Source organism: Microbacterium sp. H6, from assembly GCF_003314775.1.
Lineage (GTDB): Bacteria > Actinomycetota > Actinomycetes > Actinomycetales > Microbacteriaceae > Microbacterium > Microbacterium oxydans.
In genome coordinates this window covers 121729-138574 of sequence record NZ_QOAY01000306.1, presented here as the reverse complement: position 1 = coordinate 138574, position 16846 = coordinate 121729, and the positions used below count along the sequence as shown (strand labels likewise).

The following is a 16846-nucleotide window of genomic DNA, read 5'->3' as shown; positions in this document are numbered from 1 at the left end:
GGTGCGACCCCGCCGAGAACGCGCCCGAACGCGGTGACCGGCGTGCCGGTGGTCCCCGACCGAGGTATCTGGCGGCGGAAGAAGCCGAACGACGACGGGAGCACCCAGAAGTGACCTTCTACGACGAGATCGGCGGGCACGAGACCTTCCGGAAGATCGTCTCCGTGTTCTACCGCGAGGTCGCGCTGGACCCCGTCATGAAGCCGATGTACCCGGAGGAAGACCTCGGTCCTGCCGAAGACCGTCTTCGGATGTTCCTCGAGCAGTACTGGGGCGGCCCCACGACGTACGGCGAAACCCGCGGGCATCCGCGTCTGCGCATGAGGCACATGCCGTTCCACATCGATGCGGATGCGCGAGACCGTTGGCTTCGTCACATGCGCACCGCGCTCGACGAGGCGCAGTTGTCTCCCCTGCACGAAACCACGCTGTGGGACTACCTGGAGCGCGCGGCCTATGCCATGGTGAACACACGCGAACCTTCCGGGATCGGCGCCGGACCCGGCGGCCGGCCCACGCTCGAGACCCGCTCACGTCAGGAATCAACGGAGACCCCATGACGACAACGCCCCTGTCCGCAGACGTCCTGGTGATCGGATGGGGGTTGGCGGGCCTGGTCGCCGCCGCCGAGGCGCTCGATGCCGGGCGGCGTGTCATCCTGGTGGATCAGGAACCGCGCACGAACCTCGGTGGGCAGGCCTGGTGGTCGTTCGGAGGGCTGTTCTTCATCGACTCCCCCGAGCAGCGGCGCCTCGGCATAAAGGACTCGTTGGAACTGGCGACCCAGGACTGGGTGGGCAACGCCGGATTCGATCGACCGGAAGACGAGTGGCCCCGGCGATGGGCCGAGGCGTACCTGCAGTTCGCCGCCGGCGAGAAGCGCGCGTGGCTCCGTGAACGTGGGGTCGGCTTCTTCCCCGTCGTCGGCTGGGCGGAGCGCGGCGGCTACGGCGCTATCGGACCTGGCAACTCCGTGCCCCGCTTCCACATCACGTGGGGCACCGGCCCGGGAATCGTCGCGCCGTTCGCCGCAGCTGTCGAGCAAGGGGAGCGAGAGGGGCGCCTGACCGTGCTCCCCCGCCACCGCGTCTCCGAGCTGCTGGTGACCGACGGAACCGTCACCGGGGCACGCGGGCAGATCCTCGCGACGAGCGGGTCGAAGCGCGGTGAGCCTTCATCGCGCGACGTCGTCGACGATTTCGAGATCACGGCGACAGCGACCATCGTCTCGTCGGGCGGTATCGGTGGAAACCACGACCTTGTACGCGCCGCTTGGCCCGCGCGCCTCGGCACTGCACCGGAGCACATGCTCACCGGGGTGCCCGCGTATGTCGACGGCTCGATGCACGGTGTGAGCGAAGCCGCCGGTGCCCGGCTGATCAACGGCGATCGCATGTGGCACTACGTCGAAGGCATCGCCAACTGGGATCCGGTGTGGCCGTCGCACGGGATCCGCATCCTCCCCGGGCCGTCCTCGCTGTGGTTCGACGCGACCGGCACTCGCCTGCCCGTGCCGCTGTTCCCCGGATTCGACACTCTCGGGACTCTCGCTCATCTGCGCACGACCGGGCACGACCACTCCTGGTTCGTCACGTCGCGCCAGATCGTCGAGAAGGAGTTCGCCCTCTCCGGAAGCGAGCAGAACCCCGACCTCACCGGGAAGGACGTGGGCCTCCTGTTGAAGTCCCGCCTGGCGAAGGGGCCCACAGGGCCGGTGCAGGCGTTCCTCGACGAGGGTGAGGACTTCATCGTGGAGAACGACCTCGATTCGCTGCTGGAGCAGATGCAGAGGCACGCCGGCGGCGAGGTGCTGGACATCGACAACGTGCGGCGCGAGGTGCTCGCCCGCGATCGGGAGATGGAGAACGACTTCACGAAGGACGCGCAGATCGGCATGCTCCGTTCCATGCGCAGCTATCGAGGCGACAAGCTCATCCGAACGGCGGCTCCGCATCGCCTTCAGGATCCGGCCGCGGGGCCGCTCGTCGCGGTGAAGCTGCACGTGCTCACCCGCAAGTCGCTCGGCGGCATCAACACCGACCTCCAAGGGCGCGCGCTGAACGCGGTCGGCGAGCCGATCCCCGGGTTGTACGCGGCTGGCGAGGCGAGCGGTTTCGGCGGTGGCGGAGTGCACGGCTACCGTGCGCTCGAGGGCACGTTCCTCGGCGGGTGTCTGTTCTCCGGCCGCATCGCCGGACGGGCTGCGGCTCTGGCCGGATGATCTCGGTCCCGGGCTTTCCGGGTGAACCTCTTCGGGGCATCCATCCTGCTTGTTCGGGGTAACCCGAAGCGGCGGCGGCGGGTCTCGAGTCGTCGCGTCCAGCTCCCTACCGTGGACTCGTGCGCATCCTCTGCATCCTCGGTCTCGTCTCGGCATCGATCCTCGGCGGTACGCTCTCCGCTGCCGCCGCCGAGGCGTCGACGGCGCATGAAAGCGCGGTCGGGAGCTACGCCGAGGCGTTCGCGACGCCCGGGGTCGCGGCAGCGGTCATCACGAATGGTGACGTCGACCTGATCGTGCACGGCCGTGACGGAGCGGGCGACCCGATCACTCCGCAGACGCCGTTCCGGATCGCGTCGATGAGCAAGTCGATCACGGCGACCGCGATCATGCTCCTCGTGCAGGATAGAGCGCTGGCGCTCGACGACCTCGTCGTCGAGCGGCTCCCTGAATTCACGATGGCCGACCCCAGGCATCGGGACATCACGATCAGACAGCTCTTGTCTCATACGTCGGGGCTCTCGCTGCAGACGAACGACGAGTTCTCGCTGCCGGCGCCGCGTAACACGCGGGCGGTGGTGGCTGAACTCACAGGACGACGACTCGTCGCGGATCCGGGTGCTCGTTTCGAATACCACAACACGAACTACTCGCTCGCGGCCCGCATCGTCGAGGTCGTCTCCGGGCAGAGCCTCGACGAGTTCCTCCGTCAGCGGCTTTTCGCCCCGCTCGGGATGCGCGACTCTCGAAGCGTCGACGCCTGTGATCAGAGCGTCGACGGGCTCACACCCGGCTACTCCGTGGTGCTCAGGGTCGCCTATGTCATGCCGGAGATGCCGGGCCGGTGCGGCGGCAACGGTGGTGTGGTCTCGACGCTTTCCGACATGGTGCAATGGCTGGGTTTCAACCAGGGTGACGTCGGTGCGGACATCCTGGATCCGGTGCTGCGGGAGGAACTGCATTCTGTGCAACCGGGCGCCGTGTCGTATGCCCTGGGATGGCAGAACCTCGGTCCGGACGGAGCACCAGCGCCCGGCGTCCTGTCGCACGGGGGTACTCTCGCGACGTTCGGCGGGTCGATGGCCTTCGACAGCACCACCGGTACCGCAGCCGTGGTGCTGACGAACGGGGTGGGCTCCCCCGGCGAGCTGGTGCGTCACCTGATCGAAGGCGACGCGTCCGCGGCGACGTACGAGAATCCGCTGGATATCGCGAACAGGATCCTCCTGGGTGTCACAGCGTTCGCGTCGATCGTTCTGCTCGTCACGACGCTGAGGGCTCCGCGGTGGGCGAGGCGGATGCGCGGAGAGGGGAGGTCGCGTGCCGGTGTCCGGCTCGTTCCGTTCGCGCTCGTCATCGTGGCGGGGTTCTTCGTCCCCCTGGTGCCAGGGCTGCTCGGGGGATCCGTCAACTGGCAGTACTGGGTGATCGACCTCTGGCTGTTCCCGCTCCTGGACGCTCTGGGACTCGTGCTCGTACTGGGTGGCACAAGCGCGCTGGTGAGCAGGATCGTGGCGCTGCGGTTGGACTCGCGGGCGCCCGGAGGATCTCAGCCCGCGGAGCCGGTGTCCCGGACGCTCGTGAGACCCGATGCGACGGGACCGCGCGAGAGCACGTGACCACGTCGGAAGGCGAGACGTGTCCACCGCCCCGACTTCGACACGCGGACCTGCTCCTCACCGGAGATGAACCCCATCGCGTCGGCAGCGAAGGCGATTCCCCGAGGGAGGCAGTCGAGGTCCTCGTCGGGTTCGCCCCAGATCGCCGCACGCAGGGCGCGTACGGCTTCTTCGCCGGATCCCGGGGCTGCGCCGCGGGCGACGGCGGAGATTCCCCACTGCGCGCGCTGCGCGATCACAGATGCGTCGAGCTCCCCTACGGGCTCCCAAGAGCCACGGGGCGGAGCCACCCCGGCCCAGGCGGGCGACATCCCGGTCTCCGGGAGACCGAGCCGCTGCGGCTCATCGGTCTGCGAGAGCTGGTCGACCACGATGTCGCACTCGAGCTCGGGGTCGGCGTGCACGATCCGCATCGCGAGGATCGTCGGTGTCTGGTCGAAGAGTCCATGGGGAGCGAGCGCCGCGGTCGTGAGGGCGAGCACACCGTTCCCCGCCTGCAACCGTACTCCCTCGTCCGTGATCCGTGACGCGCGTCCCACGAACGTGAGAACGTCCTTCGCTGTGTCCGGGTCGGCGAGGAGGAGGTGATGCGGCACGCGTTCTAAACTACCAACGGAGCGGCGCCTCGGGGCGCGGAGAGGAACAGATGAGCACGGACGAGCACGCCACCCGGACCGTCGAGCGACTGCTCGAGGTGCTCGATCTCGATTCGACGCAGGCACGGACCACGGAGGACATCTTCACGGGTTCTTCGCACCCGATGCCGAGCGGACGGATCTACGGTGGCCAGGTCCTCGCTCAGGCGCTCCTGGCTGCCGAACGCACGCTCCCCGAGGATCGGGCTGCGCACTCGATGCACGGCTACTTCCTGCGCCCCGGCGACGCGAGCCAGGGCATCACGATCTCTGTGGACCGCATCCACGACGGACGTTCCTTCTCGACGCGCCGTGCCCAGGCGTACCAGAACGGAGTGCCGATCTTCTCGATGATCGCTTCCTTCCAGGACGCGGACCCCGGTGTCGAACATGCGGCATCGATGCCGGAGGGCATTCCCGCACCGGAAGACCTGGCTCCGGACGAGGCCCGCGTGCAGGGGCTCCCCGGCGGGACGGCCCGGATGCTGAGCGAGCGGGCAGCGGACATCCGTCACGTCGACTCGCCGTTGTATCTGCCCAGTGACGACGAGCGCATACCGCAGCAGGCCGTGTGGATGCGCCTGCGCGCTCCGCTCCCCGACGACCCGCGTCTGCATCGCGCAGCCATCGCCTACCTCAGCGACATGACGATCCAGGAGTCCATCCTTCGGGCGCACGGCGTGTACTGGGCGCTTCCCGGTCTCAAAGTCGCGAGCCTCGATCACGCGATGTGGTGGCACCGGCCCGCGCGGGTGGACGAGTGGCTCCTGTACGTGCAGGAGTCGCCGAACGCGCGCGGCGGACGGGGACTCGCCACCGGCCGGATCTTCACCCGTGACGGCGAGTTCGTGGCGAGCGTCGCGCAGGAGATCATGATCCGCGTCCCTGACGATCAGGACTGACGAGCAGCACTGACCAGCAGCGCTGAAAGCGTCTGCCGGGTTTGACTGGCCCGACCGGCTTGAAGAGCTGGCAGCTTCGGTCGAGGCGCGCTGCGACCGGGACCGCGGCCGGTGTCAGCGGTGTGTGTACTCGATCGATTCGCCGACGTACGGCTCCCAGACGTCGCGCATCTCCTGGGTCAGGCGGGTCGGGCGACCGGTCTGCGCGTCGACCAGGACGATGATCGCCGTCGAGCGCGCGTAGATCTGACGAGGTTCCGCCGTCGGATCGTTGTGTACCTCGTAGCAGACCTCGACGCTGGATCCGCCGAGCTTGCCGAACCACATCTGCACCTCGAGCGGTCGCCGCTGATACGGCACCGGCGCGAGGTATTCGATCTCCTGGCGGGCGATCAGCGTGAGGATCCCCTCTTCGATGCCCGAATCGAGCACCGCCGTCGATGGAGCCTCCTCGCCGGGGCCCGCACGCCAGAACGCTCGCACGCGAGCCTCCTCGAGCAGTTTCAGCATCGAGGTGTTGTTGACGTGGTTGAACGCATCCAGATCGCCCCAGCGGAGCTGGATCGGGATGTGCAGGCGGGGCCCCGGCGTCGCGGTCATGACGGAGTCAGTCGCGCGTCAGCTTGCGGTGGGTCGAGCGGTGCGGCTTGGCGGCATCGGCTCCGAGACGCTCGATCTTGTTCTCCTCGTACGCCTCGAAGTTGCCCTCGAACCAATACCACTGGTCCGGCTTCTCGTCGGTTCCCTCGTAGGCGAGGATGTGCGTGGCGATGCGGTCGAGGAACCACCGGTCGTGGGTGATCACCACGGCGCAGCCGGGGAACTCGAGCAGCGCGTTCTCCAGCGAGCTCAGGGTCTCGACGTCGAGGTCGTTCGTGGGCTCGTCGAGAAGAAGCAGGTTGCCACCCTCCTTGAGGGTCAGCGCCAGGTTGAGGCGGTTGCGCTCACCACCGGAGAGCACGCCGGCCTTCTTCTGCTGATCGGGGCCCTTGAAGCCGAACTTCGACACGTAGGCGCGCGACGGGATCTCGGTCTTGCCGACCGTGATGTAGTCGAGGCCGTCGGAGACGACCTCCCACAGCGTCTTGTTCGGGTCGATGTTGGAGCGGGACTGGTCGACATAGCTGATCTTGACCGTCTCACCGATCTTCAGGTCTCCGCCGTCGAGCGGCTCGAGCCCGACGATGGTCTTGAACAGGGTGGTCTTTCCCACACCGTTCGGCCCGATGACGCCGACGATGCCGTTCGGCGGGAGGCTGAAGCTGAGTCCATCGATGAGCGAGCGCCCGTCGAAGCCCTTCTTCAGGTTCTTGGCCTCGATGACAACGCTTCCGAGACGCGGGCCCGCCGGAATCTGGATCTCCTCGAAGTCGAGCTTCCTGGTCCGCTCCGCCTCGGAAGCCATCTCCTCGTATCGGGCGAGACGCGCCTTCGACTTGGTCTGGCGACCCTTCGCGCTGGAACGCACCCACTCCAGCTCCTCCTTGAGGCGCTTGGCGAGCTTGGCGTCCTTCTTGCCCTGGATCTCGAGGCGTTCGCCCTTCTTCTCCAGGTACGTCGAGTAGTTGCCCTCGTAGCCGATCAGACGGCCGCGGTCGACCTCGGCGATCCACTCGGCCACGTGGTCGAGGAAGTACCGGTCGTGGGTGATGGCGATGACGGCGCCCTTGTATGCCTGGAGGTGCTGCTCGAGCCAGAGCACGCTCTCGGCGTCGAGGTGGTTGGTCGGCTCGTCCAGGAGCAGCAGATCGGGCTTCTGGAGGAGCAGCTTCGCCAGCGCCACACGACGCTTCTCTCCACCCGACAGGGGTGCGATGGCCGCGTCTCCCGGAGGGGTGCGGAGGGCGTCCATGGCCTGCTCGAGCTGCGAGTCGAGGTCCCAACCGTCTGCCGCGTCGATCTCCTCCTGAAGCGAGCCCATCTCGGCGAGGAGAGCGTCGAAGTCGGCATCGGGATCCGCCATCAGAGCGGAGATCTCGTTGAACCGGTCGAGCTTGGCCTTGATCGCGATCCCGTCCTGGATGTTCTCCAGAACGGTCTTGGTCTCGTCGAGTTCAGGTTCCTGCATCAGGATGCCGACCGTGAAGCCCGGGGAGAGCTTCGCCTCGCCGTTCGACGGGGTGTCGAGTCCTGCCATGATCTTGAGGATGGTCGACTTACCCGCGCCGTTCGGACCGACCATGCCGATCTTGGCCCCGGGGAGGAACGCCATGGTCACGTCGTCGAGGATGAGCTTCTCGCCCACCGCCTTGCGCGCACGAACCATCGAGTAGATGTACTCAGCCACCGAAAACCGCTCCTTCTGTTGGCGTCGAAGATCGACACTCCAGCCTACCGGCCCCCTGGCATCTCACCAGTCGATCGGACGTGTGGTGCCGACGAGACAGCGCCCCTCCGCGAGCTGCGGGAGAACCGCCGTGACGACCTGACCGGTGGAAGGGCCGACCTGGCCGACGAGGCACTCGTCATTGCCCCAGCGGACCGAGAACTGCAGACTCTCCGCCGGGTTGCCCACCGTGGTCAGGTCCTGGGTCACCTGCATCGAATCGCGATCGAATCCTGCGCCGATCAGCGCGTCGATGTACGCCCGACCTTCGCCGCGCTGCTCGGTCGCCCAAACGCCCTCCGCGGTAGCGGTGAACAGCGGCAGATTGTCGTCGGCGCTGCCATCCGGCACGAGAACGGGCCCGACGGGTGCCGTCGATTCCGCGTCCGGTGAGGCGGAGGCCGTGGCGGAGGGAGACGGTGCGGCGGTCGGCGTGCAGCCGGACAGGAGCATGGCGACGACAGCGGCGGCGGCTAGTGCACCGGCTGTGCGCGGCGGAGGAAGGACCGATCGACGAAGCACGTGCCGAGTCTACGTCGCCTTCTCATCACACCTGCGCTGTCCTCGTGCCCCCGTTCACGCGCGCAGCCGTGCGCCGTCGCCGAGGCAGCGCCCGTCACGCGCTCCCGGCCACCTCTACGTCCGGTGCCGACCAGGAGAGTGCGAACGCGGATGAATCGCTCCCCGAGCCCAGCGCATCGACGTCATCCTCGGAGACACGCGTATCCGGTGATTCGGTCGACGAGTCGGGAGTACCCGTCTGCGGACGCGGCTGCGGGCGATACGCCGTGGTTCCCCACCGCAGATCATGGCCGATCGCATCTGCCTCGATGTCGACACTGGTGCCGTGCTTCCCGTTGCTCTCCCAGTTGCGGATCTTGAGACGCCCCGTCACGATGACGCTGTCTCCCGTGCGCAGCGACGCCTTGGCGTTCTCTCCGAGGTGGCGGAACGCCGCCACCGAGTACCAGTTGGTGCCCGAATCCGTCCACGTCTGCGTCGCGGCATCGAAGCGACGGTGCGTGGTGGCAAGGCGGAAGTTGGTGACAGGGACCCCTCCGCCTGTCTGTGTCTGCGCCGGGTCGGTGGCGACTCGTCCCACGATGGTCAGGGTGTCGATCATGTTCGTATCCTCTCGATCGCCGGGTCTCTTCCGGCTTTCTCCAGCTTGCGCGGGAGCCTCGGGCCGCGGATGCGGTGAAGACGCAACCGGTGGACAGATTGCAGATCGCGCGGACGGTGGAGAGAAAGCCCCGATGACAGCGACGGAACCTGCGACGGCGAATGTCGGTGGTCGGTCATATCTTCGAATCATGAAAGGAGTACCGATGTCCGACCACCTGACCACTTCCCTACCCGACGTCCCGTTCGCCACGCCTCGACTCTCCTCTGCGCGCGAGCATCTGGTCCGCGCTGCCGATCACCTCTGGAGGGTCCAGGATCGCCGGGAGCACATCCTGGGTCATCTCCGGATCGTCGCCGATCCGCTGGGGCTTCGGTACCGCGCCGAACGGCTGCACCTCGCGACGGGCGTGTTCCGCGTCGTCGGCGAGTTCTGGAGTGTGGACGACGCGGTCGCGGCTCTGCGTGCTTCCTGACGACGGCCAGGAGGCCGGTCCCCTTCCGCGTCTCTCACCGGGATTCGATGCTGCGTGGTGCCCCCGGCAGGATTCGAACCTGCGACCAAGAGATTAGAAGGCTCCTGCTCTATCCCCTGAGCTACGGAGGCGCACGCGTCTAGAGTATCGCGCTCCTGCCGAACGATCATGACGCCGGTTCCGGTCGGGGATGTCGGGACCGTCGATAGGATGGCGACATGGTATCTGCGTCCGAGAACGACCGTCTCGTATGGATCGACTGCGAGATGACGGGCCTCGATCTCGCAGTCGACGAACTCGTGGAGATTGCGGTCGTGATCACCGACTTCGAACTCAACCCCGTCGATGCGGGGTTCCAGGTGGTGATCAGAGCCAGCGAAGCGGCCCTCGATCACATGAATGACTTCGTCACGAACATGCACGAGACCTCGGGGCTCATCGACGAGATCGCAGGCGGTCTCTCGCTCGAAGAGGCGGAGGCGCAGACTCTCGCCTATATCAAGCGCTTCGTTCCGCTCGAGCGGAAGGCTCCTCTGGCAGGCAACACGATCGGCACGGACAGGATGTTCCTGGCAAAGTACATGCCCCAGGTCGATCAGTGGCTGCATTACCGCAACGTCGACGTGTCGAGCATCAAGGAGCTGTCGCGCCGCTGGTATCCGCGGGTGTTCTTCCAGGCTCCCCCGAAGGACGGCGGTCACCGCGCCCTTGCTGACATCCTGGAGTCGATCAGGGAGCTCCGCTACTACCGGGAGGCCGTGTTCGTCGATGAGCCGGGTCCGTCGAGCGACGAGGCTCGCGAGATCGCTTCCCGTACGGTGTCAGAGTTCACTCCGAACATGTAATAGACTCGTATGGTTGCCCGCTCCGGTGGGCACATGGTGGGTATAGCTCAGCTGGTAGAGCGCTGGCTTGTGGTGCCGGATGTCGCGGGTTCGAGTCCCGTTACTCACCCTCCAGAAGAAGGCCCGAATCGCAAGGTTCGGGCCTTCTTCGCATCTGTGCCTCGAATGATGCGCCCCCGCGAAGCCCTAGACTGACGACGTGTCGCTCGCGGTCTGGTTCTCGTTGCTGACCGCTTCCGTCGTCATCAGCTTCACGCCGGGGGCCGGCGCGATCAACACGATGTCGAATGCGATGAATCAGGGATGGCGTCGTTCCATCTGGGGCATCGTCGGCCAGCAGATCGCCCTGATCGTCCATGTGGCGGTCGTCGCCGCGGGAGTCGGGCTCCTCGTGTCCCGTTCGGAGCTTCTCTTCAACGGGATCCGCTACGCCGGAGCGGCCTACCTCGTGTTTCTCGGCGTCCGGCTGATCCTGACGAAGCCGACCGTGGCGGTCGAGGACGCACCCGTTCCGGTCGACTCCCGTGAGAGCCCGTGGTCGATGATCCGCCGCGGCTTCTGGGTGAACCTGCTCAATCCCAAGGCGATCGTGTTCTTCCTTGCGTTCATCCCCCAATTCGTCAGACTGGATCAGCCCCCGCTCCCCCAGTACCTCACGCTCATCGCGACCGTGATCGTGGTGGACGTGATCGTGATGTGGGGGTTCTTCGCAGCAGCCGCGCGTCCGTTCCGTCGCCTCACGCGAACCGCGCGCGGACAGCGAGTGCTCAACACGGTCTTCGGCACGCTCTTCATAGCGGTCGCCGCGATTCTCGTTCTCCTCCACTGAGGGCTGTCGCCCCTAGGCTGGAGGGGATGGACATGGATGCGGCCGCCTTCGAAGAGCTCGTGATCGACGAGCTCGATCTGCTCCCCGACGACATGGTCGAAGGGCTCGACAACGTGGTGTTCGTGGTGGAGGACCGCCCGGAGGACGGCAGCCTCGATCTGCTCGGTCTCTATGACGGACTGGCGCTGACGGAGCGGACGCAGTACGGGATGGGCGAACTCCCCGATCGCATCGTCGTCTACCGCGAACCGCATCTTGCGCAGTGCGAGACGGAGCAAGAACTCCGCGACGAGATCCACAGGACGTTGGTGCATGAGATCGCGCACTTCTACGGGATCGATGATGCGCAGCTGCACGAGTTGGGCTGGGCATGACGATGCCCACGGCAGTCCCCGATCTCGAGGAGACGATCGAACTCAGTGCCGCACCTCTGGAGCCGTGGCAGGTCGTCGTCTGGAATGATCCGGTGAACCTCATGAGCTACGTCGTCCGCGTCTTCCGGAAGTACTTCGGCTACTCGCTCGACCACGCGACAGCGCTCATGCTCGCGGTGCACAACGACGGGCACGCGATCGTGGCCACGGGTCCCCGGGAGACCATGGAGGTCCACGCGCAGGCGATGCACGACTACGGCCTCTGGGCGACGGTCAGAAGGGCCTCCCCATGACCTCAGACCGCATCACCGTCACGATCAGCGCCATCGAGGAGCATCACCTGGCGATGCTGCTCGACGACTTCATCGAGCTCATCGGTGAATCGCGGAACGGCGAGGACCCGGCCGTCGACCGCCTGACGCCCAACCCGTATCCCGATGACCCCGACGCCGCTGCCGATTTCGCCGGGAGCACGCGGAAGGATCTGCTCGATCGGCGCCTCGCGGACGCGCGTCGCATGCGTGCTGCGCTTGAAGAGGTCTCTGCCCCCACTGCGGGCCTCACGGATGCAGAAGCGGTTCGCACTCGTGACCTCTCCATCACCCTGGGCGATCTGGAATCGTGGCTCCGCACCGTGACGGCCCTGCGCCTCGTGATCGCTGATCGTCTGGGGATCACGACGGACCAGCACGCGATGTCGGACAGACGTCACGACGTGTACGACTGGCTGGGCTATCGCCTGGAGCTTCTCATCCAGGCAGCAGACGAAGCCGAGTCGGGCGCGTAGTCAGGGAACCTCGACGATACGCGTCGCCAGGGAGCGAGGATCATCCCGCTCGATGTGACGGCGTTCCTGCGCGGCCCAGCGGTCCCAGTGCGGGCGATAGGTGTCCCCGTCGCGAGCGAGGGCGCGCGCCTTCCGCGAGGCTTCCCCCGACTCCACCCAGACTCTGACATCGGCGAGACCCGCCGTGGAGGGGCGAAGGATGCCGCTCCCCTCGATGATCATTCCGAGGGAGGGGTCGACGGCATGACTCTCCGCCTCGGACTGCTCTTCCCAATCCCAGCGGCGCCAGATGCCGATGTAGCCGCGTCCGTGCGGACCGAGGATCCACTCGCGGGCGCGCTCCGCGCCGCCGTCGAGTCCGTCCCACCCCGGATAGAGGGAATCCAGGGCGATGAGCTGCACGTGCCCGACCACGGGCCAACGTCTCACCAGCAATGCCGCGAGAGAGGACTTGCCGGCCCCGCTGCCGCCGTCGATGAGGACGACCGGGTTCGCCGCGGCCACGGCACGGACGTCCTGCTCGATCAGTGCCGCGGCGTGCTCCAGTGCAGCCGCGACCGGATCGTCACTTCTTGAGGGCACGGATGATGCGAGTGAGCGCCCGTCCGGCGACCCAGACGAAGGGGACAGCGACCACGAGCAGCGTGATGATGTTGGGCTCGAAGCGCAGACCCTCCTCGCGACGCACGTACACGCCGACCGGAACGGAGACGCCACCGCCGCCGCCACCCTCGCCGCCGTCGCCGCTGCCGCCACCGAAACCGGAGTACGTGAACGCCACCGGGGTGATACTCACTCCACCGACGTCCTGTGGTTCTCCGTATGCGCTCTTCACGCCGAAGGACGCAGCCTGCTTTCCGAGTTCCAGTGCAATGTTCGGCATACCCCCACGCTAGTCCAGGAACCGCGCCGGTGCGGGATCAATTCACGCCATGGGCCTTCGGATGCTGAGCGGCTCCCCGACCGTCTCCGCGACCTATGTGCCGCGCGCGACTGATCGTCGCCGTGCCGAACCGAGCGACGGCCTCGTCGACGGCCCCCTCGACTTTGCGCCAGTCCTCGTCTTCGTCCCAGAGAGCCAGGCCCCCGCCGCCGGCAGGACGCAGGTTCTCGGCGCGAACACCGACGAGCCGGACGGGGTCTCGCCGATCGATCAGCTCGAACAGCGACTGCGCGGCCTCGCCGATGCGTTGCCCCACCGCGGTGGGTTCGCTCAAGGTCTGAGAGCGGTTGACCGTGCGGAAGTCGTCGAAGCGGATCTTGACGGCGACGGTCGAGGTCTCCCACTCCGCGCGCCGGAGCCGAGCCGCGACCCGGTCGGCCAGCCGCAGCAGTTCGGCTCGCAGGAACGGACGGTCGAGGATGTCGTGGTCGAACGTCTCCTCGTGGCCGATGCTCTTCTCCACCCGCTCCGTGTGCACCGCTCGCGGGTCTTCCCCCCGCGCGAGTTCTCCGAGACGCATGCTGAGGGCCGTGCCCACGGCGCGTTCGACCATACCGGGGCGCGCATCGCGGACGTCCTGCACCGTGCGGATACCACGCGCCTCCAGAGCCTCCGCCGCTTTCGGACCGACGCCCCACATGGCCCGGACCGATCTCGGCGCCAGGAAGTCGAGGGTGTCCCTCGCTGCGACCACGAGCATCCCGTCGGGCTTGGCGATCGTCGAGGCCATCTTCGCGACGTGCTTGGTCGCCGCCACTCCCACGCTGCAGGTGATTCCCACCTCGTCGAGGACTCGTTGTCGGATGAGCTCGGCGATGCGTGCAGGACTCCCCCAGAGTCGACGCACACCCTGCACATCGAGGAACGCCTCATCGACGGACAGCGGCTCGACCAGCGGGGTGAACGACTCGAAGATCGCCATGACCTGCCGGGAGACCTCCTGGTAGCGGTGGAAGTGCGGCGGGACGATGCGCGCGGTCGGGCACAGTCGAAGGGCCTGCGACACCGGCATCGCCGCCCGGACGCCGTAGCGTCTCGCCTCGTACGATGCGCTCGACACCACGGAACGCCCATCGGGAGCTCCGATGATCAGAGGCAGTCCGCGGAGGGAAGGATCGTCGAGCACCTCCACGGCGGCGTAGAACGCGTCCATGTCGACATGGAGAATCCGCGTGCCGGAGTCGTCGGCGTCGGGGGCGGATACGATCCGCCCCCGCCCGTCACCGTGTCCCATACGACCATTCTCCCCCGGGCCTCCGACACGAGGCCCGGGACGGCGCGCTACTGCGCAGCGCGCTCGAGAATGAGCTCACGGACACGGGCGGCGTCCGCCTGGCCCTTCATCGCCTTCATGACGGCCCCGATCACGGCGCCGGCGGCCTGCACCTTACCGTCCTTGATCTTGGCCATCACATCGGGCTGCGCTGCGAGGGCCTCATCGATGGCGGCGATCAGCGCTCCGTCGTCGGAGACGACCGCGAGCCCACGCGAGTCGACCACTTCCTGCGGCGAACCCTCCCCGGCGATGACGCCCTCGAGCACCTGACGCGCGAGCTTGTCGGTCAGGGTTCCCGCATCGACGAGCTGCTGCAGAGCAGCCACGCTCTCCGGGCTGATCAGCTCGGTCGCGTCCTTCTCCTGGGAGTTCGCGATACGGGTGATCTCACCGGTCCACCACTTGCGCGCGGTCGCGGGGGTCGCCCCGGCGGCGATGGTCGCCTCGACGACCTCGAGCAGACCGCCGTTGCGGACGTCCTGGAACTCCAGGTCGGTGAATCCCCATTCGGTCATGAGGCGGCGGCGGCGAGCCACCGGCTGCTCCGGAAGCGCCTCGCGCAGTTCCTCGACCAGCTCGGCTGCCGGCTCCACGGGCAGCAGATCCGGTTCGGGGAAGTAGCGGTAATCGTCGGCATCCGACTTGGGCCGTCCCGGCGAGGTCGTGCCGGTGTCCTCGTGCCAGTGCCGGGTCTCCTGCGTGATGGTGCCGCCGTCCGCGAGGATCTGCGCCTGACGCTGGATCTCGTATCGCACGGCACGCTCGACGGAACGCATCGAGTTGACGTTCTTCGTCTCGGTGCGGGTGCCGAGCTTCTCCTGTCCGCGCGGACGGAGCGAGACGTTGGCGTCGCAGCGCAGGTTGCCGCGCTCCAGACGAGCTTCGGAGATGCCGAGTCCCCGCACGATGTCGCGGATGGCCTGCACATAGGCCTTCGCGACCTCCGGCGCACGGTGGTCGGTGCCGAAGATCGTCTTCGTCACGATCTCGACCAGGGGCACGCCGGCGCGGTTGTAGTCGACGAGCGAGTACTCGGCGCCCTGGATGCGCCCGGTCGCACCGCCCATGTGGGTCAGCTTCCCGGCGTCCTCTTCCATGTGCGCGCGCTCGATGGGGATCGTGATGAGCGTCCCGTCCTCGAGCTCGACCTCCACCGAACCCTCGTACGCGATCGGCTCGTCGTACTGCGAGATCTGGTAGTTCTTGCCCAGGTCGGGGTAGAAGTAGTTCTTCCGCGCGAACCGGCTCGATTCGGCGATCGAGCAGCCGAGAGCCAGACCGAGACTGATCGAGGAGCGGATTGCCGTCTCGTTCACGACCGGAAGCGAGCCCGGGAGCCCGAGGTCGACCGGCGCGATGAGCGTGTTCGGCTCGGCGGCATGGAAGGCCTCGTTCGCCGGGTTCGGCGCATCAGAGAACATCTTGGTGTTGGTGTTCAGCTCGACGTGCACCTCGAATCCGAGGACCGGCTCGAACAGCTCGAGCGCCTTGTCGAAGTCCATGAGCTTGGCGGCGGCCATCAGCGCTTCCCTCCTGCGAGCTGCGGTGCACGGGTGAGCAACGGCGCACCCCACGAATCGACGAGGAGCGTCTCGAGCGCTGCGCCGACCTTGTAGAGACGAGCATCCTCGCGCGCCGGAGCGATGAACTGGATGCCCACGGGGAGGCCGTCTTCGTCCGACAGCCCACTGGGGATGGAGATCCCCGGGACACCGGCCAGGTTCACCGGGATGGTGGTGATGTCGTTGAGGTACATCTGCAGCGGGTCGTCGATCTTCTCGCCGAGCTTGAACGCCGTGGTCGGCGCGGAGGGCGTCGCAATCACGTCGACCTCGGCGAACGCGTTCGCGAAGTCCTGCTGGATGAGCGTGCGAACCTTCTGGGCGCTGCCGTAGTAGGCATCGTAGTAACCCGCCGAGAGCGCGTACGTGCCGAGGATGATCCGGCGCTTGACCTCGTCGCCGAATCCGGCATCGCGCGTCGCGGACATGACGTCCTCGACCGTCGGGTTGCCGTCGGGGGTCACCCGCAGGCCGAAACGGACCGAGTCGAACTTCGCGAGGTTGCTCGACGCCTCCGCCGGGAGGATCAGGTAGTAGGCGGCGACGCCGTACTCGAAGTGCGGCGCGCCGATCTCGACGATCTCCGCGCCCTGGGCCTCCATCAGCGCGAGAGCGCTGCGGAAGGACGCGGCGACGCCGGGCTGGAAGCCGCTGTCGGGAAGCTCGCGGATCACGCCGACCTTGAGCCCCTTGAGCACGTCACCGCGCGCGCCCTCACGGGCAGCCTCGGCGAACGAGGGCCACGCATCGCGCAGGGAGGTCGAGTCCTTGGGATCGTGGCCGCCGATCGCGTCGTGCAGCAGTCCGGAGTCGAGCACGGTGCGGGAGACCGGGCCGACCTGGTCGAGGCTCGAGGCGAGGGCGATCGCGCCGTAGCGGCTCACACCGCCGTAGGTGGGCTTGACGCCGACGGTGCCGGTCACGTGCGC

At 67.1% G+C, this 16846-nt stretch carries 20 protein-coding genes and 2 tRNA genes; 11 read left to right on the top strand and 11 right to left on the bottom strand.

Going from position 1 to position 16846, the window contains the following annotated elements:
• Positions 1-110 precede the first annotated feature (110 nt).
• The 3 genes from DSP71_RS20705 (at position 111) to DSP71_RS20695 (ending at position 3840) form a co-directional block, all read left to right on the top strand.
• Entirely contained in the window at positions 111-560 is a 450-nt protein-coding gene (locus DSP71_RS20705) for a globin (protein WP_058631145.1), read from the top strand.
• Positions 557-2221 (top strand): FAD-binding dehydrogenase, encoded by a 1665-nt coding sequence (locus DSP71_RS20700; RefSeq protein WP_113681945.1) that lies wholly within the window; start codon positions 557-559, stop codon positions 2219-2221. Before DSP71_RS20705 ends, DSP71_RS20700 begins: the two co-directional genes overlap by 4 nt.
• Before the next feature lie 119 nt (positions 2222-2340).
• On the top strand, positions 2341-3840 hold the full coding sequence (locus DSP71_RS20695; protein ID WP_220151150.1) for a serine hydrolase: 1500 nt from the start codon (positions 2341-2343) through the stop codon (positions 3838-3840).
• Here DSP71_RS20695 and DSP71_RS20690 read toward each other — a convergent pair.
• On the bottom strand, positions 3771-4436 hold the full coding sequence (locus tag DSP71_RS20690; protein ID WP_113681944.1) for a hypothetical protein: 666 nt from the start codon (positions 4434-4436) through the stop codon (positions 3771-3773). The two genes, DSP71_RS20695 and DSP71_RS20690, sit on opposite strands and share 70 nt — an antisense overlap.
• Positions 4437-4486: 50 nt before the next feature.
• Between DSP71_RS20690 and DSP71_RS20685 the strand changes: the two genes are divergently transcribed.
• Positions 4487-5377, top strand: a complete 891-nt coding sequence (locus tag DSP71_RS20685; protein WP_113681943.1) for an acyl-CoA thioesterase II — start codon at positions 4487-4489, stop codon at positions 5375-5377.
• 114 nt (positions 5378-5491) lie between these two features.
• On the opposite strand, the gene DSP71_RS20680 is transcribed toward DSP71_RS20685, so the two are convergent.
• From DSP71_RS20680 to DSP71_RS20665, 4 genes are all read right to left on the bottom strand, one after another.
• Positions 5492-5977: a thioesterase family protein gene (locus DSP71_RS20680; RefSeq protein WP_046747037.1), complete on the bottom strand. Its 486-nt coding sequence runs from the start codon at positions 5975-5977 to the stop codon at positions 5492-5494.
• A 7-nt stretch (positions 5978-5984) separates the two neighbouring features.
• Positions 5985-7664, bottom strand: a complete 1680-nt coding sequence (gene ettA, locus DSP71_RS20675) for an energy-dependent translational throttle protein EttA (protein WP_046747038.1) — start codon at positions 7662-7664, stop codon at positions 5985-5987.
• Between the two features lie 63 nt (positions 7665-7727).
• Positions 7728-8225 (bottom strand): DUF6993 domain-containing protein, encoded by a 498-nt coding sequence (locus DSP71_RS20670; RefSeq protein ID WP_046747039.1) that lies wholly within the window; start codon positions 8223-8225, stop codon positions 7728-7730.
• Positions 8226-8319: 94 nt separating this feature from the next.
• Positions 8320-8826 carry a single-stranded DNA-binding protein gene (locus DSP71_RS20665; protein WP_113681942.1) on the bottom strand — a complete coding sequence of 169 codons (507 nt, stop codon included), beginning with the start codon at positions 8824-8826 and terminating at the stop codon, positions 8320-8322.
• 205 nt (positions 8827-9031) lie between these two features.
• Between DSP71_RS20665 and DSP71_RS20660 the strand changes: the two genes are divergently transcribed.
• On the top strand, positions 9032-9301 hold the full coding sequence (locus DSP71_RS20660) for a hypothetical protein (RefSeq protein ID WP_113681941.1): 270 nt from the start codon (positions 9032-9034) through the stop codon (positions 9299-9301).
• 55 nt (positions 9302-9356) lie between these two features.
• Here DSP71_RS20660 and DSP71_RS20655 read toward each other — a convergent pair.
• Positions 9357-9432: transfer RNA gene (locus tag DSP71_RS20655), tRNA-Arg, on the bottom strand.
• An 87-nt stretch (positions 9433-9519) separates the two neighbouring features.
• Between DSP71_RS20655 and orn the strand changes: the two genes are divergently transcribed.
• The 6 genes from orn to DSP71_RS20625 all read left to right on the top strand — a co-directional run bounded on the left by orn (position 9520) and on the right by DSP71_RS20625 (position 12136).
• Positions 9520-10146 (top strand): oligoribonuclease, encoded by a 627-nt coding sequence (gene orn / locus DSP71_RS20650; protein ID WP_113681940.1) that lies wholly within the window; start codon positions 9520-9522, stop codon positions 10144-10146.
• 35 nt (positions 10147-10181) lie between these two features.
• A tRNA-His gene (locus DSP71_RS20645) sits at positions 10182-10256 on the top strand.
• Positions 10257-10345: 89 nt separating this feature from the next.
• Positions 10346-10975 carry a LysE family transporter gene (locus DSP71_RS20640; RefSeq protein WP_046747042.1) on the top strand — a complete coding sequence of 210 codons (630 nt, stop codon included), beginning with the start codon at positions 10346-10348 and terminating at the stop codon, positions 10973-10975.
• A gap of 26 nt (positions 10976-11001) precedes the next feature.
• The gene (locus DSP71_RS20635; RefSeq protein ID WP_113681939.1) at positions 11002-11349 is read left to right on the top strand and encodes a metallopeptidase family protein; all 348 of its coding nucleotides are present in this window, start codon (positions 11002-11004) and stop codon (positions 11347-11349) included.
• The gene (gene clpS / locus DSP71_RS20630) at positions 11346-11642 is read left to right on the top strand and encodes an ATP-dependent Clp protease adapter ClpS (protein ID WP_046747044.1); all 297 of its coding nucleotides are present in this window, start codon (positions 11346-11348) and stop codon (positions 11640-11642) included. The genes DSP71_RS20635 and clpS overlap by 4 nt, the downstream gene beginning before the upstream one ends.
• The gene (locus tag DSP71_RS20625) at positions 11639-12136 is read left to right on the top strand and encodes a DUF2017 family protein (RefSeq protein WP_113681938.1); all 498 of its coding nucleotides are present in this window, start codon (positions 11639-11641) and stop codon (positions 12134-12136) included. The genes clpS and DSP71_RS20625 overlap by 4 nt, the downstream gene beginning before the upstream one ends.
• Here the strand turns inward: DSP71_RS20625 and DSP71_RS20620 are convergent, their stop codons facing one another.
• The 5 genes from DSP71_RS20620 to DSP71_RS24455 all read right to left on the bottom strand — a co-directional run.
• The gene (locus tag DSP71_RS20620) at positions 12137-12718 is read right to left on the bottom strand and encodes a hypothetical protein (protein WP_082738362.1); all 582 of its coding nucleotides are present in this window, start codon (positions 12716-12718) and stop codon (positions 12137-12139) included.
• On the bottom strand, positions 12702-13019 hold the full coding sequence (locus tag DSP71_RS20615) for a hypothetical protein (protein WP_046747046.1): 318 nt from the start codon (positions 13017-13019) through the stop codon (positions 12702-12704). The genes DSP71_RS20620 and DSP71_RS20615 overlap by 17 nt, the downstream gene beginning before the upstream one ends.
• 37 nt (positions 13020-13056) lie before the next feature.
• The gene (gene dinB, locus DSP71_RS20610; RefSeq protein WP_058630630.1) at positions 13057-14313 is read right to left on the bottom strand and encodes a DNA polymerase IV; all 1257 of its coding nucleotides are present in this window, start codon (positions 14311-14313) and stop codon (positions 13057-13059) included.
• 47 nt (positions 14314-14360) lie between these two features.
• Positions 14361-15875 carry an Asp-tRNA(Asn)/Glu-tRNA(Gln) amidotransferase subunit GatB gene (gene gatB, locus DSP71_RS20605; protein WP_058630629.1) on the bottom strand — a complete coding sequence of 505 codons (1515 nt, stop codon included), beginning with the start codon at positions 15873-15875 and terminating at the stop codon, positions 14361-14363.
• On the bottom strand, positions 15875-16846 hold a 972-nt coding region (locus DSP71_RS24455; protein ID WP_258546586.1), incomplete at its 5' end, for an aspartyl/glutamyl-tRNA amidotransferase subunit A. The genes gatB and DSP71_RS24455, both read right to left, overlap by 1 nt.

Coding starts and splice junctions, on each gene's coding strand:
- DSP71_RS20700 (WP_113681945.1), top strand. CDS start 557: ATGACGACAACGCCCCTGTCCGCAGACGTCCTGGTGATCGGATGGGGG.
- DSP71_RS20685 (WP_113681943.1), top strand. CDS start 4,487: ATGAGCACGGACGAGCACGCCACCCGGACCGTCGAGCGACTGCTCGAG.
- DSP71_RS20680 (WP_046747037.1), bottom strand. CDS start 5,977: ATGACCGCGACGCCGGGGCCCCGCCTGCACATCCCGATCCAGCTCCGC.
- DSP71_RS20665 (WP_113681942.1), bottom strand. CDS start 8,826: ATGATCGACACCCTGACCATCGTGGGACGAGTCGCCACCGACCCGGCG.
- DSP71_RS20660 (WP_113681941.1), top strand. CDS start 9,032: ATGTCCGACCACCTGACCACTTCCCTACCCGACGTCCCGTTCGCCACG.
- orn (WP_113681940.1), top strand. CDS start 9,520: ATGGTATCTGCGTCCGAGAACGACCGTCTCGTATGGATCGACTGCGAG.
- DSP71_RS20635 (WP_113681939.1), top strand. CDS start 11,002: ATGGACATGGATGCGGCCGCCTTCGAAGAGCTCGTGATCGACGAGCTC.
- clpS (WP_046747044.1), top strand. CDS start 11,346: ATGACGATGCCCACGGCAGTCCCCGATCTCGAGGAGACGATCGAACTC.
- DSP71_RS20625 (WP_113681938.1), top strand. CDS start 11,639: ATGACCTCAGACCGCATCACCGTCACGATCAGCGCCATCGAGGAGCAT.
- DSP71_RS20615 (WP_046747046.1), bottom strand. CDS start 13,019: ATGCCGAACATTGCACTGGAACTCGGAAAGCAGGCTGCGTCCTTCGGC.
- dinB (WP_058630630.1), bottom strand. CDS start 14,313: ATGGGACACGGTGACGGGCGGGGGCGGATCGTATCCGCCCCCGACGCC.
- gatB (WP_058630629.1), bottom strand. CDS start 15,875: ATGGCCGCCGCCAAGCTCATGGACTTCGACAAGGCGCTCGAGCTGTTC.